Below are 14497 nucleotides of genomic sequence, written 5' to 3'. Positions count from 1 at the left end.
AGGTCAACGTGGACCATGACGTGCCCGACCCGGCGCAGGCGCCGCCATTGGCGTGGGGGATCCTCGGCGCCGGCAATATCGCGCGGCGGTTCGCCACCGAGATCCCCGCCCATACCGCCGGAACGGTGGTGGCGGTGGGCTCGCGCAGTCAGGAGCGGGCCGATGACTTCGCCGCGACCTTCGACATCCCGGTGGCCCACGGTGATTACGAGTCGCTGGTGGCCGATGAGCGTGTGCAGGCGGTCTACATCGCCTCGCCGCACTCGGAGCACCGGGACCACGCACTGCTGGCGCTGGCGGCGGGCAAACCGGTGCTGGTGGAGAAGGCGTTCACCCGCAGCGCGGCGGAGGCCCGCGAGGTGTTCGCCGCGGCGGATGCGGCCGGGTTGTTCGCGATGGAGGCGATGTGGTCCCGGTTCCTGCCGCACATGGCCGCCCTGGACCGGGTACTGCGCTCCGGTGAGATCGGGCAGGTGGTCACCCTCACCGCGCACCACGGGCAGTGGCTGGATGTGGCACCGTCGCACCGGCTGAAGAACCCCGACCTTGCCGGCGGTGCCGTGCTCGACCTTGGCGTCTACCCGATCTCCTTCGCCCATCAGGTACTCGGCAGCCCCGAGACCGTGACCGCAGTCGGTCACCTGGCCGAGACCGGGGTGGACGCCACCGAGGCCGTAGTGCTCACCTACCCCGGTGTGGTGGCGTCGCTGACTACCACGATGCTGGCCGGGACCCGCAACGACGCGGTGATCTCCGGCACCGCCGGCCGCATCGAGATCGCCCCGACGTTCTTCGGATCCAGCACGCTGACCATCCACTCCACCGACGGCGCGGTCCGCACGATCGAGCCGCCGGCGAGCGCCGGTTTCGCTTACCAGGCCGCCGAGACGGCCCGGTGCCTCGAGGCCGGACTGACCCAGTCCCCGGTACTGCCGTGGGAGGAGACGCTGGCGGTGATGCGCACGATGGACGAGGTACGCCGCCAACTCGGCGTGGTGCTGCCCGGGGAGGGTGCCGCCCCTTGAGCCACCGCACTAGGGCGCCCGGTGGTGGGCCGGCCGCGGACGCTGGTCGAGGGTTACCGAGGCCGGGCGGGCGTGTGGGCGGGGCCGGATACCCTGAGCACTGTGAGTGGACTGTTCATCTCCTTCGAAGGCGGCGACGGTGCCGGCAAGAGCACCCAGGTTCGCCTGCTGGCGCAATGGCTGCGCGAGGAGTTCGGGCGCGAGGTGGTGACCACCCGTGAACCGGGCGGCACCGAACTGGGCCGGACGCTGCGCAACGAACTGTTGCACGGCCAGGACATCGATGCCCGGACCGAGGCGCTGCTCTTCGCGGCCGACCGGGCCCATCACGCCCTCACCCTGATCCGGCCGGCGCTGGCCCGTGGTGCGGTGGTGCTGACCGACCGGTACCTGGACTCCTCCGTCGCCTACCAGGCGGCCGGGCGCGAACTCGCCGCCGAGGACGTCGAACGGCTCTCCCGGTGGGGCACCAACGGCTTGATGCCGGCCCTGACGGTGTTGCTGGACCTCCCCACCGAGCAACTGGTGCAGCGGCTGGGAGAACAGGCCGCCGACCGGATGGAACGGGCGGGGATGGAGTTCCACCGCCGCACCCGCCAGGCGTTCCTGGACCGGGCCGCAGCCGAGCCGCAGCGATGGTTGGTGCTCGATGCCGCCGGGAGCAGGGAGGAGATCGCCCAGCAGGTGCGTGCAGCGGTGGAGCCACTGCTGTCCGACGACGCCGCAGGGGGCACCCATCCGAGTGCGCAGGGAGGCCGACGGTGAGCGTCTGGGAGTCCCTGGTCGGCCAGGAGCAGGCCGTCCAGGTACTGCGCGAGGCCGCCGAGCGGCCGGCGGCGATGACGCATGCGTGGCTGATCACCGGACCACCTGGCTCAGGACGGTCGGTGGCCGCGCGTGCCTTCGCCGCCGCGCTGCAGGCCGGGGCCGACGCCTCGGCGCAGGAGGACTCGGCGCGCACCGCTCTGGCCGGGACGCACCCGGACGTGACCGTGCTGGCCACCGAGAAGGTGGTCATCACCGTGGCCGAGGCACGTGGACTGGTCTCACTCGCTCAGCGGGCTCCCTCCCAGGGACGCTGGCGGGTGATTGTCGTCGAGGACGCCGACCGGATGGGCGAGCAGACCGGCAACGTGCTGCTCAAGGCGATCGAGGAACCGCCGCCCCGCACCGTCTGGGTGCTGTGTGCGCCGAGTCCGCAGGATGTGCTGGTGACGATCCGATCGCGGTGCCGTCTGGTGAACCTGCGGGTACCACCGCCCCAGGCGGTGGCCGATCTGCTGGTGCGCCGGGACGGGGTGGACCCGGACCTTGCGCTGGCCTGCGCCCACGAGGCACAGAGCCACGTCGGAGTGGCGCGCCGCCTCGCCACCCACGCCCCGGCACGGGAGTTCCGAGGCACCGTGTTGCAGATCGCCTCCGGGATCCGCGGGGTGGGTGACGCCGTGCTGGCCGCCGGCCGGCTTGTGGACTCGGCCACCGAGCAGTCCAAGGAGGCGACCACCGAGCGAGATGAACGCGAGAAGGCCGAACTGCTACGCAGCCTGGGCGCCGAGGGCGGCGGCCCCGTCCCGCCGGCGCTCCGGCCGCAACTGCGGCAGCTGGAGGAGGAGCAGAAGCGGCGCGCACGCAGAGCGTTGCTGGACGTGCTCGACCGGGCGTTGGTGGACCTGTTGTCCTTCTACCGCGATGTGCTGGTGGCGCAGGTGGGCTCCGATGTCGCCCTGGTCAATGCCTCCTCGGGTGACGCGGTGCAGCAGGTCGCCCGGGCCAGCACCCCGGAGGTGACGCTGCGCCGGATGGATGCGATCGGACTGGCCCGCACCCGCATCAGCGCCAACGCCGCGCCCCTGCTGGCCATCGAGGCGATGGCCGTGGCGCTGCGTCCACAAGCCGAGGCGCACGCGCACTGAACCCTGTGCGTGTCCAGGTGCGCGGCGCCGGAGTGGGCGTGGTGGTGCGCCGGGACCGCAGGAGCTTTGTAGGCTCGGTTGGTGCTGTCGCCCCCTTCCCGTCGCATCGGCCTGATCTCGCTGCTGGCGGGGGCGCTGCTCCTGGCCGCGTGCGCTCCGGCACCGATGCTGCAACCACCGGACGCCGCCACGCCCGAGGCTCCCCCGGAAGGCGGTGCGAATGGCCTGCAGGAGTACTACGACCAGGACCTGGACTGGACCGACTGCGGGGACCGGCACCGGTGCACCCGCGTGCAGGTACCGATGGACTACGACGACCCGGACGGGGACACCATCGAGTTGGCCGTGAAGGTCGCTGAGGCGCTGGGCACCAGTGAGGGCGCACTCTTCGTCAACCCGGGCGGGCCGGGCAGTTCGGGCCTGGAGTTCCTGGACAGCGTCGACGCGATGTTCTCCGGGCCCATCCTGCAGCGGTTCGACGTCGTCGGGTTCGATCCCCGGGGGGTGGGGGAGTCCGATGCGGTCCGTTGCCTGGACTCCGGGGGGCTCGAGGAGTACTACGGCACGTTCTTCGAGGTGACCACCGACGCCGGTTGGGAGGACTTCGTCGCCACCGAGACCGACTACGGGCACGAGTGCCTGGAGAACACCGGGGACCTGCTCGGGTTCGTCGACACCGTCAGCGCCGCGCAGGATCTGGACGTGCTTCGCGCCGTGATGGGGGAGGACTCCATGACCTACCTGGGGTATTCCTACGGCACCTTCCTGGGCGCGACCTATGCCGAGCACTTCCCCGACCGGGTGCACCGGTTGGTGCTCGACGGGGCGATGAACCCGGCGTTGGACTACGCCGAGATCGCGGGCGGGCAGGTGCTGGGATTCGACCGCGCCTACCGATCCTTCGTCACCGACTGTCAGGCCGGCCCGGACTGCCCCTTCGAAGGCGGCGTGGACGAGGCGATCGCCGAGACAGTGGATCTGCTCACCACGTTGCGTGATGATCCGATGCCCGCCACAGACCCGGACCGCCCGGTCACCGACGCCGACCTGATCAACACCATCGTGCTGGCGCTGTACAACGTGGACTCCTGGCCGGTGCTCAGTGAGGCATTGACGATGCTGATCTACCAGGCCGACGCCAGCCAGGTGCGGTTCATCTCCGACCTCGCCCTGGAGCGGGAGGACGACGGGACCTACCCCGAGGACCAGGGGGCGTTCCGGGCGATCAACTGCCTGGACTTCCCGGTGGAACTGGACCGGGATGAGATCATCGCCGAGGCCGAGGCGTTGGAGGACATCTCCGAGGTGTTCGGCCCCTACTTCGGCTACGGCGAGGTCGGGTGTTCCACGATGCCGTTCGAGGCTACCGGCACCCGCGCTCCGATTGCGGCAACCGGCGCCCCACCCATCCTGGTGATCGGCACCACCCGCGATCCGGCGACACCGCATGAGTGGTCCGAGGCGCTCGCCGAGCAGCTGGAATCGGGGGTACTGCTGAGTTATGACGGCGATGGTCACGGCGCCTACGGCGGGCACAACTCCTGTGTGCACGAGGCCGTGGATGCCTACCTGCTCGAGGGGCAGGTGCCCGAGGACGGGACGCAGTGCTGAGTTGCTCGGCGCGTCCGCGCCGAGCAAGCACGAGAGCCGACGACGGCGGACCCGGCTGCCGTTTTGAACGGTGCCAGTCACGCCAGGTACAGTAGGCGCGCTGCCCCGGCGCCCACGCGGCACCGGTGTGCTGGCCGCCTTAGCTCAGTCGGCAGAGCGATTCACTCGTAATGAATAGGTCGTGGGTTCGATTCCCACAGGCGGCTCCCACATTCACCCGGCCAGCGCAAGCGCGATCGATCCTCGCGAACATCGCGAGCCGGCGCGCCAGAGGTCCGGAACCCGCACGTTTCGCTGCGGTACCGAGCGCCCGTGGAGGGTGACCCGTTGGGGCCGATACCGGGATATCGTGAAGTGTGTCCTCCACTGAGCCTCCGCAGCGGGCGGCCGACGACCCGAAGCCTCGCCGGGCCGAGGACGTTGTCGACCGCGCACCTGAGGAAGCGAGGGAAATCGCGGCGGTGACCTTGGGCAAGGCCACCGAAGCCGAGATCGACGAAGTTCAAGGACGGTGGGAGAAGTGGCTGGGCTGGCCGGTGCTGATCGCCGCCATTGCCTCGGTGCCGGCGGTCTTTCTTACCCTGTTGGACGAGCCCTTCGAGATGATCGGCCACGTCGGGCTGTGGCTGGCCACAGTGGTCCTGGTCGTCGAAACGGTGGTGTTCTTCCTCCTCTCGCCGAAGAAGATCGCCTGGGTGCGCCGGAACTGGTGGCTGATAGGCCTGACATTTGCCGCGATCCTGGCGGTGGTCTTCAGCATCGGCCCCATGCAGTTGTTCCGGGTAGGGCGCAGCGTGGGCGCCTTGCGCGTGATGCGAGGCAAGCAGGTGGCCAAAGCCGGTGAGTCCCTGGCCAAGAAGGGACAGTCCCGGCGGCGCCAACTGCTGGGCAAGGTCCTGGCTACCGTCGTCGTGGGGGCGTTCGTCGTCCTGGCCCTCGCGGTTCCCGAGTCCGAGGCCCGGAGCACACTTGAGGATTTCGTGGGTGAGGACGGTGTTCCCGTGGCCGCCGCGGCGGCCGGCGTGCTCACCATGACGGCGATGTACTTCCTGGTACGCAGCCCACGGTCGAAGGAAGAGGATGAGGGCCACGAGGCAGGGTAGGTGGGCGTCCGGTCGCTCAGTGATTGATGTCGCTGGAGTCCTGCTGGTGTCCGGGCCGCACCCGATGACGGGCCGCGAGGTCCTGGCCGAGTCGGTGCAGCCTGCTGCGTAGCTCCACCGGCTCGTGCGCCTCCACTCCTGGAACTGCCAGGAGTTGCGCGGCCGCTATCTCCAGACTCTCCATCACCAGATCGACGACGAGGCGATCCCCGGATGTGCGCGCCGACCGCAGGCTCCCCTCGGTATCCGGCCCGGGCACGGCCGCCCGCAGACTGTCGACTGCACCGACCGGGATCGAGAGGCGGACCGGCAGGGTGTTGAGTGAGGACTCGAAGGCAGTCCGGGCCCGGCCCCAGTACTCGGCGAGGGAGAAATCCGGCGGGCGCCACGCCACGTCGTCGAGCACGTGGGTGGACGTGACCCGGGAGAGCCGGTAGGTCCGCACCTGCCGTCGGTGTGCGGCGATGAGGTACCAGACGTCGGTCTTGAGCACCAGCCCGAGCGGATCGAGGAGGCGCTGCACCGCGGGACGCCCCGATCGTGCGTAGTCGATCCTGATCCGCGTTCCGTTCCAGACCGCCCGGGCCACAGCCGTGAGCGCGGCAGGTCGGTCCGGTTCGGTGAACCAGCGTTCGTGATCGAGGAGGAATCGTTCCTGCGCCGGTGCGAGCACGGCGGCCTGGGCAGAGGATGAACTGAGCATCTTCAACCGCGCTGTCTCGAAGTCGTCGCTCAGTCCGAGATCACGGGATCCGGCCACGCCGATGATGAGGGCTTGGAGTTCGCCGGCCGTCATCCCGGTGATCGGGGACCTCCAGCCATCGACCAGGCCGATGCCTCCGCCCGGTCCGGTGCGGGTCCAGATCGGTACGCCCATGCTGATCAGGGCGGCCACGTCACGCTGGATCGTGCGCTCGGACACCTCGTGGCGCCTGGCCAGGTGGTGCACCGTGGTGGTGGACAGCCGGGCCAGGTCCATCATGACCGCCAGCAGCCGCGTCGTTCGCACAGGGAAACGGTACGCAATTTGCGACACGAGTTGTCGGGAACCCGCGGCAGATTGATGCCCCCAAGAGTTCTACTGAGAGGGTCCTCGTGACTTCATCACCACCACAACACGATCTGAACGGCAGGATCGCCCTGGTCGCCGGCGGTACCCGGGGCGCGGGCCGCGCCATCGCCGTCGAACTCGGCCGGGCCGGAGCGGTGGTCTACTGCACCGGCCGCTCCACCTCCGGCAGGGCCTCGGATTACGGGCGCCCGGAGACCATCGAGGAGACGGCCGACCTCATCAACAAGGCCGGCGGCACGGCTCACCCCGTCGTCGTCGACCATCTGGACGTCGAGGCCGTCCGCGCATTGGTCGACCGGATCGACCGCGAACAGGGCCGCCTCGACATCCTCATCAACGACATCGGCGGCGAAGCCTACGTCGAATTCGGAACGCCCGTGTGGGAATACGACCTGGACGCCGGGAGGAAACTCTTCGACACCGGTTTCATCACCCACCTCAACACCAGCCACAGCGCTCTCGGGCTGTTGATCCGCCGGCCCGGCGGTCTCGTCATCGAGATCACCGATGGCACGCGCACCTACAACAACTCCCACTACCGGGACACCGTGTTCCTGGACCTGACGAAGACCGCCGTGGACCGGCTGGCCTTCGCCCAGGGACACGAACTCGCCCGGCACGGTGGCGCGGCCGTGTCGGTCACACCGGGATGGCTGCGCTCGGAGATGATGCTGGACGCCTTCGGCGTCACCGAGGAGAACTGGCGCCGGGCCGCCGAGGACAATGCCGGGGTCGCCGGCGCCGTCCCCCCGCAGGAGTTCGTCATCTCCGAGACCCCGGCCATGCTGGCCCGCGGCGTCACCGCCCTGGCCGCCGATCCGCGACGACAGGTGTGGAACACCAAGTCGGTGAGTTCCTTCGACCTCGCCACCCACTACGACCTGACGGATGTGGACGGATCACGACCTGATGCGTGGTCGTTCATCACCGCGATCGAGACCACGCCGGTCACCGATCTCAACGTCGACGAGTACCGCTGACCGCAGTCGACCTGCTCCCGCCGTTCGGCTTTCAACGAGCGGAATCACAAGCATTCCCTTACCGTGAGGAACGGAGTAACCCCGCGAGAAGGGAAGACGAATGGGTATCGGAGACAAGTTCAAGAACAAGGCCCAGGAAGCCAAGGGCAAGGTGAAGGAAGGCACTGGCGATGCCACCGACAACGAGCGCCTGGAGTCCGAGGGCAAGAGGGATCAGGCCGGCGCGAACGTCAGGCAAGCCGGTGAGAACGTCAAGGACGCCACTCGGGACGTCACCGACTGACCTGGCGTGGGGCCGGCGATGAGTACGTACTCATCGCCGGCCTTTCTCATGCGGTGACCCCGACCGTCCCCGGGTTGGCGGGGTGCAGGTCGGCGTGCCACCTGGCCGCCTGCGGTGCCGGGGCCGGTCCGCACAGCCGGATGAACGCCCCCAGGTCAGCCAACTGCTCGGGCCGGTGGGGCAGCACGTCGGTCAGATCCGGGGAGCGCACGATCACCGCCCGCCACAGCCCTCGTGAGACCGCCACGTTCACCCGGTTGCGGTTCAGGACGAACTCCATCCCGCGGGGTGCTTCCTGTACCGCCGACACCGTGGTGGACAGGATCACCACCGGGGCCTGCTGGCCCTGGAACTTATCCACCGTGCCCACCCGCACGTGCCTCAGGCCCGCGCCGTCCAAGGTGTCCCGGATCAGTTGCACCTGGGCGTTGTACGGGGCCACCACCAGGATGTCCTGCTCGCCGAGCAGGCGCGGGGCGGCATCCTGGCCGTACCGCCAGGCCAGGCCGAGGTGCACCCGAACCTGGGCGAGAACCTCCTGTGCCTCCTCCACCGAAGAGGTGGTGTTGCCCGAATGCGGGACGTACCGGCACTCCACGCCCGGGGCCGCCCCGTCCAGGTGACGCTGGGCGGTGACCGGTGCCGGTCGCAACTGTCCGGCGTAGGACAGGCCCGAGACCGCCCGGCACAGGTCCGGGTGCATCCGCCAGGTACGGGCCAAGAAGTAACCCAGGTGGGACGGCAGCACCGAGGCGTGCTGGGACAGCCAGCCGAGCGCGGAGGTGTCCACCGGCTCGGGGTGACTGCCCTGGCTCACCTGGGGCAACTGCTGGGGGTCGCCCAGCAGCAACAACCGGTTGGTGGCGCGGGTCACCGCGAGCGTGTTCGCCAGCGAGAACTGCCCGGCCTCATCGATCACGATCAGATCGAGCGCCCCGGGAGGCACGGCACGGCCCGTCATCGTCCAGGCCGTCCCACCCACCAGCATCCCCCCGGTCTCGGCCAGCGCGGCGGTGACGTGCGTGTTGGAGGTGCCACCGCGCCAGCGCACCGACCGCCGCGGCCCGCCGACGGGTTTGGCGACCCGCTCCGCGGGAACCCCGGCGTCGATGGCGGCGTTGAGCAGGTTCTCCACCACCGCGTGGGACTGGGCCACCACACCGACCTTCCACCCTTGGGCGATCAGGTGCGCGATCACGCGGGCGCCCACGTGGGTCTTGCCCGATCCGGGAGGCCCCTGCACCGCGAGATAGGAGTGGTCCAGGTCCGCCGTTGCTCGGGTGATCGCCCCGACGTAGTCCCCCTGCGCCACCGCCGGCAACGTCCCCAGGGTGGCCAGCCGCGGCGGGCGGCGTGCCAGCAGATCCAGCCCCGGGTGCGCCGGAAGGCGGGGCAGCGCGGTCGAGACCTGCGTGGCCAGGGCGGCCAGTGCCTCCTGGATGGCGGCGGTGGGGACCGGAGCCCCCGGCGTCAGGGCGACCGGCAGCGCGGTGAACTCGTTCATGCCTCGTGGTAGAGGTTCGGCGAAGGTGATCCGCGCGCTCTCGGTTCCCACGTGCACCTGCTGTACCTCGGCACCGAAGACGCCGCCGCGGCGGTTCCGCCCGTCGTCGGACATCCCCTCGGGCAATGGCCGGTCGTACATCCGGAACATCTTGTCCCCGGGCCGCACCAGTGAGCCGTCGGCGAGAGAGCCGGTCAGTTCCACCACCCGTCGGGGCTCCTGGCGGCCCTCGGCCGCCCACGGCTGCACCACCCGCCCGGACTCTGCCACCAGCACATCCCGGGTCTGGGCCCAGTCCGCCGGTGGGGTGTTCAACCGGTCGTAGTGTGCCCACCAGTACTGCTTGTCCTCGCGGCGGTGGTACCCCACCGCGGCGGAGACCATAGCCAGGGCCTGGTGCTCCTGGCTGAGCTCGGTGCCGGTGCGTAGCGACTCGGCGATGCGGGCACGGACGAAGTCGTCGATCTCCTTCTCCTGCGGCAGCGGCTCGATCTCTCGCAGTTCCTCCGGTTCGGCCTCGGGCTGCTGCCCCACGCGTACCCCGCGTTCGTCCGCCCGGGCCAGCAACCAGTCGCGGAGTCTCCAGGTGGAGCGGCAGTCGTAGTGGTTGTAGTCCTCGATCGAGGCGAGGATCCGGGTGGCCTCATCGGATTGACCGGTGTCCCGGGCCATGCAGTAGTTGGCGTAGGCCACCACCGAGGCGCCACCGGCGGTGATGTCCCCGGTGCGCAGGTCGCTGCCCATGTACAGCGGTTCCAGTGCCTTGAGGCCGTAGGACTTCGAGGACAACTGCACGGACGTCTGCACCACGTCGTACAGGTCCACCAGCACACCGGCGCGCAGGAGTTCGTCGACTCCGTCCTCACCCAGGGCGTGCTGCAGGGACAACCGGCGCAGCGCAGCCTTCTCGTAATCGGCGTAGTGGTACACGTGCATGTCCGGATACCGCGCCCGGCGCTCGGCGACGTACTCGAGGAACTGCACCAGCGCCTGACCCTCCTGGGCCCGGGTGTGAGCCCAGAACGGGCGGAAGGCCGGGCGGGCGGTACCGACCGGGGCCTCCAGCACCCCGAACAGGTACTCCAGCCCCCACATTCCCTGCTCGTCCTGCCACAACGGGTCCCCCTCGAAGTCGAAGAAGACGTCGCCCTCGCTGGGTTCGGGCAGTGTGGCGAGGGTGTGCTGGGCCAGGACCCGGTAGGCCAGGGTGCGTTCCCCGGCGTCGTCGGTGACCTGCACCTGCCCGTCGGTGGGCATCAGGCCGGCTTGCATGCGGGCCTGGTCCCGCAACCGGTGGGCTGCCGTGCCCGGCTCGGCGTCGGAGTGGGCCAGGTCGGTGATGGTGCGGATGCCCTCCGCGCGCAACCTGCGCCGCCGGGGGAGGTTGACCCGGTGCACCCCGAGCACGTCCTCGTGCAGGCGAACCTGCTCGACGCAGTAGTCGCACTTTCCGCAGATCAGGAGCGTGTCATCACCCCAGGCCACCGGGTCGGGCTGGGCCCGGTGGGCGGCGGTCACGGCCAGTACCCGGTGGCGGCGTTCGGCGTAGACGGGCAGCATCTCGGCCAGGTCGAACTCCGCGTGGCTGCGGTCACCGAGCACGAGCGTGGCCATCGGAGCCACCGGCACCCCGGCAGCGATCAACTGATCGGCGTAGGCCGCTAGTTGCAGCAGCGCCTCGGTCTTGGCCCGGCGGGCGAGCTTGGAGTCCCACACCGCGTACCGGCCGTCGTCGGCGCGGACCAGGAAGTCGGCGCGGCCGTGGAAGGAGCCGTCGAAGAAGGACGCCTGGAACACCACGTCGGCGCCGTCGGCCAGGACCTCCAGGGTTCTGGCCTGAGCGTCGGCGAGCGCCTGGGCGGTGTAGGGGCGCGCGACGTCCGGGATCTCGACGACGGTGGGATAGGTGTCCTTGAGTCCTGCCAACACTTGGCGTTCGTGTTCCTCACCGAGCCGGGCGGCGCGGGTGAGCATCTCATCGTCGTCGAACTGGGCCTTGGGGGTCCGGCCCAACCGTTCGTCCAGGACGCGCAGCAACTGGTACTCACAGCGGGCCGCCATCACGACGTCGCTGGCGGTGATGATCAGATGCTTGTCCTGCCGGTCGGCGTGCGGTGGCGGTGTGGCGTGCGCAGCACCCGGTGCCACATCCTGTGTACCCGGCCTAGCCGCACCGGGCGCAGCCCGCGATGCCGCACCGTGTGCGAGCCCGTGCAGCGACCGTGCATCCAGTAGGAACAAGTCCGCTCTCCCTCATCCGTGCCGCTCGAGGTCTTCTGTCTACCAGTGCCTGCCCACATCGGGTGCCGGATCCCCAACGGCGCCGGCCCGCACGTGGACCACGCACCAGCCCCGCCGGGTGCGCTCGAAGCGACCGATTGGATGGTTGCAGCGGGGTGGGTGGTGCCCGGGTGCGCTCGAAGCGACCGATTGGATGGTTGCAGCGGGGTGGGTGGTGCCCGGGTGCGCTCGAAGCGACCGATTGGATGGTTGCAGCGGGGTGGGTGGTGCCGGGTGCGCTCGAAGCGACCGATTGGATGGTTGCAGCGGGGTGGGTGGTGCCCGGGTGCGCTCGAAGCGACCGATTGGATGGTTGCAGCGGGGTGGGGGCCTGGGGGCCTGGCGGCCTGGGGGCCTGGCGGCCTGGGGGCCTGGCGGCCTGGCGGCCTGGGGGCCTGGGGGCCTGGGGCGGGCGAGCGGGTTGGGGCGGCGGATCGGGGGAGTTCAGGCGTGGGGGCGCGCCTGCCGGCGCCGGGAGCGGAATACTGACGGCCACACTGTCCGGCCCAAACCCACTGCACCGACGCCCGCACCGACGCACCGAAGGACTCGGCGGACCACCCGCACCCACCACCAGATCCCCTCGACGAGAGCGCCCGATGAGCACTGAACCCACCGATGCTGCCGACCGGCAGTGGTTCGATGAGCTCTTCGCCGCGCACGCGGGTGCGGTGCAGCGCTACTTTCTGCGCCGGGCGGCCCCCGATGAGGCCGAGGATCTGGCCGCCGACGTGCTGGCCACCGCCTGGCGCCGCCGGGACGACGTGCCCAGGGGTCATGAACTGCCGTGGCTGTACCGCACCGCCGGCTACGTGCTGGCCAACCACCGCCGCAAACACCGCGCCGAACCGGTCGAGATAGCGGCGGACCGGATGGAGCACCCCGGTGCGGACCCGGCCCAGGAGGCCACCGACTCGGTGACGGTGCGCGAGGTGCTGGCCCAGTTGCGTCCGCGCGAGCGCGAGGTGCTGATGCTCAACGCGTGGGACGGGTTGAACGGGCAGGAACTGGCCGAGGCGCTCGGGATGAGTCGGGGTGGGGCGGCTGCGGCATTGAGCCGTGCGCGCGCCCGGCTGCACCAGATCTGGCAGGAACGTCAGGCCTGATGCAACATCGGCAGTCTCGGGCACATAGAAGCCTGGTAGGGAAAAGGTGAGAGGAAGAGTGCGATGAGCAGCGGCCCGGGTGCACCGGAGGAGGACGACGACGCTGTCCTCGACCGCCTCCGCCGCGCCGACCCGGCGCGCTCGGTCACACCGGATCTGACCGCCCTGCGTGCCGCCGTGGACCGCCGCATCGCCTCAGGTAACCCGCAGGAGGCGATTCCCTCCGAGCGCTCCGGTGACGACCAGCGCCCTGTCGAGGCGACTCCCGGTGGGGCGACCGCCGAGGCGACCCCGGACGCGAACCGTACCGCCGCCGTCGGCCCTGCCCTCGCAGCATCGGCCGCGTCCACCCCGGCGGGCCGTGCCGACCCGTACCGTGCCGCAGCCGCGTCCCGGGCAGAGGCCGACGACGACGACACAGCGGCCGTGCCGTCGTCGGCCCGTCGTAGCGGGTGGGTGGTGGCCGCCTCCGTGGCCACGCTGCTCGCGGTGGGCGTGGGCGGCTACGTCATCGGTAGCCAGCGCAGCGAGACCCCGATCGTGCTGACCGAGGGCGCCGATCACGCCGAGTCCGCCGCCGAGGAGCCGTTTGCCGTCCAGCGCGATGAGGCCGCCGATGCCGAGGAGGACGCCGGCGTGATGGCCGAGGAGGACGGGCTGATGCCGACCGAGGACGTCGAGCCCGAGTCCGGAGTCGGGCCCGCCCGGGTTCCCGTGCCGCTGGACTTCATCGAGGGCGGCCTGCCCACCGAGCCGGGCGAAGCAGAGGCGTGGATGCTCGATGCCGCCGCGGTGCAACCCGAAGAGACTCTTGCCGCCACCGCGCAAGCGCTGGCTCTGTCAGGCACGCCCGAGCAGGTCGACGGCGAGTGGCACCTGCGCGATGCCGACGTCGGCCTCGCGCTGCGCAGCGATGGTGCCGCCACGTTGCGCTACTGGAACGAGTCGGCCCGGGTGGCGTGCGCGATCACCCAGGGTGAGGGGCGCATCAGCGAGGACATCACCGCGGACCACGAGTGTCCCGGGACCGAGGCGGACCCGCCGCAGGACCCCGAGGGGACCGCTGCGGAGTTCCTCGACACCATCGGCGTGGACACCGGTCGCCTGGACCTGCTGGCCGAGGACCCGCGCCTGGCCATGGTCACCGTGCGGGCGGTGCCCGCGAGCATGTCCGGGGCACCGGGCGCCGCATGGTCGGTGGTGGTCTCCCAGCACGGGGTGGTCAGTGCCCAGGGCGGCCTGGCCGAACCGGTCTCGTTGGGCACCTACACCACCATCTCGGCCGCCAACGCAGTGGAGCGACTGAGTGATCTACGGTTCACCTCCCATCTGTGGCCCCGTTTCGACGAGCATGCCCGCGGGCATTGGGACCAGTCCGGAACCCCCGAACCGCCCCTCACGCCCGAACCGGGGGCGCCGCTGCAGTGGCCGATCAGCCAGACCCGAATCGTCGATGCCGATCAGGGGTTGCGGGCCTACACCCACCCGGAGGCGGGCACGCTGATCCTGCCGACGTGGAACCTGATCGATGAGACCGGGAACATCTGGCCGGTGCCGGCGGTGCAGGAGGAGTTCCTCGACATGGGCGCTCGCTGAGCGGTCTTCCACTTCCGCATCGCG

At 70.2% G+C, this 14497-nt stretch carries 11 protein-coding genes and 1 tRNA gene; 10 read left to right on the top strand and 2 right to left on the bottom strand.

Annotated elements, in window-relative coordinates; genetic code table 11:
• The first annotated feature begins 8 nt into the window (after nucleotides 1–8).
• From ACO0LV_RS04810 to ACO0LV_RS04785, 6 genes are all read left to right on the top strand, one after another.
• The gene (locus ACO0LV_RS04810) at nucleotides 9–1025 is read left to right on the top strand and encodes a Gfo/Idh/MocA family protein (RefSeq protein WP_424786736.1); all 1017 of its coding nucleotides are present in this window, start codon (nucleotides 9–11) and stop codon (nucleotides 1023–1025) included.
• Between the two features lie 93 nt (nucleotides 1026–1118).
• Nucleotides 1119–1790 carry a dTMP kinase gene (gene tmk, locus ACO0LV_RS04805; RefSeq protein ID WP_424786993.1) on the top strand — a complete coding sequence of 224 codons (672 nt, stop codon included), beginning with the start codon at nucleotides 1119–1121 and terminating at the stop codon, nucleotides 1788–1790.
• Complete coding sequence (locus ACO0LV_RS04800) at nucleotides 1787–2938, top strand: DNA polymerase III subunit delta' (RefSeq protein ID WP_424786735.1); 1152 nt, start codon at nucleotides 1787–1789, stop codon at nucleotides 2936–2938. The genes tmk and ACO0LV_RS04800 overlap by 4 nt, the downstream gene beginning before the upstream one ends.
• Before the next feature lie 81 nt (nucleotides 2939–3019).
• Entirely contained in the window at nucleotides 3020–4549 is a 1530-nt protein-coding gene (locus ACO0LV_RS04795) for an alpha/beta hydrolase (RefSeq protein WP_424786734.1), read from the top strand.
• Between the two features lie 133 nt (nucleotides 4550–4682).
• A tRNA-Thr gene (locus tag ACO0LV_RS04790) sits at nucleotides 4683–4755 on the top strand.
• A 150-nt stretch (nucleotides 4756–4905) separates the two neighbouring features.
• Nucleotides 4906–5652 (top strand): hypothetical protein, encoded by a 747-nt coding sequence (locus tag ACO0LV_RS04785; RefSeq protein WP_424786733.1) that lies wholly within the window; start codon nucleotides 4906–4908, stop codon nucleotides 5650–5652.
• 16 nt (nucleotides 5653–5668) lie between these two features.
• Here the strand turns inward: ACO0LV_RS04785 and ACO0LV_RS04780 are convergent, their stop codons facing one another.
• On the bottom strand, nucleotides 5669–6661 hold the full coding sequence (locus tag ACO0LV_RS04780) for a helix-turn-helix transcriptional regulator (protein ID WP_424786732.1): 993 nt from the start codon (nucleotides 6659–6661) through the stop codon (nucleotides 5669–5671).
• 86 nt (nucleotides 6662–6747) lie between these two features.
• On the opposite strand from ACO0LV_RS04780, the gene ACO0LV_RS04775 reads away from it, so the two are divergent.
• Nucleotides 6748–7704 carry an SDR family oxidoreductase gene (locus ACO0LV_RS04775; protein WP_424786731.1) on the top strand — a complete coding sequence of 319 codons (957 nt, stop codon included), beginning with the start codon at nucleotides 6748–6750 and terminating at the stop codon, nucleotides 7702–7704.
• 100 nt (nucleotides 7705–7804) lie between these two features.
• Nucleotides 7805–7987 (top strand): CsbD family protein, encoded by a 183-nt coding sequence (locus ACO0LV_RS04770; protein ID WP_424786730.1) that lies wholly within the window; start codon nucleotides 7805–7807, stop codon nucleotides 7985–7987.
• A 46-nt stretch (nucleotides 7988–8033) separates the two neighbouring features.
• Here the strand turns inward: ACO0LV_RS04770 and ACO0LV_RS04765 are convergent, their stop codons facing one another.
• Entirely contained in the window at nucleotides 8034–11639 is a 3606-nt protein-coding gene (locus ACO0LV_RS04765; RefSeq protein ID WP_424786729.1) for a TM0106 family RecB-like putative nuclease, read from the bottom strand.
• 731 nt (nucleotides 11640–12370) lie between these two features.
• Here ACO0LV_RS04765 and ACO0LV_RS04760 point away from each other — a divergent pair.
• On the top strand, nucleotides 12371–12877 hold the full coding sequence (locus ACO0LV_RS04760) for an RNA polymerase sigma factor (RefSeq protein WP_424786728.1): 507 nt from the start codon (nucleotides 12371–12373) through the stop codon (nucleotides 12875–12877).
• Nucleotides 12878–12940: 63 nt separating this feature from the next.
• Nucleotides 12941–14473, top strand: coding sequence for a hypothetical protein (locus ACO0LV_RS04755; protein WP_424786727.1), 1533 nt, complete (start codon nucleotides 12941–12943; stop codon nucleotides 14471–14473).
• Nucleotides 14474–14497: the final 24 nt, after the last annotated feature.

It is taken from the genome of Pseudactinotalea sp. Z1739 (genome assembly GCF_049725055.1).
In the GTDB taxonomy this organism is placed as follows: domain Bacteria; phylum Actinomycetota; class Actinomycetes; order Actinomycetales; family Beutenbergiaceae; genus CALKWS01.
Note: the sequence above shows the minus strand (reverse complement) of the source record. Positions and strands in the feature narration are given on the sequence as shown.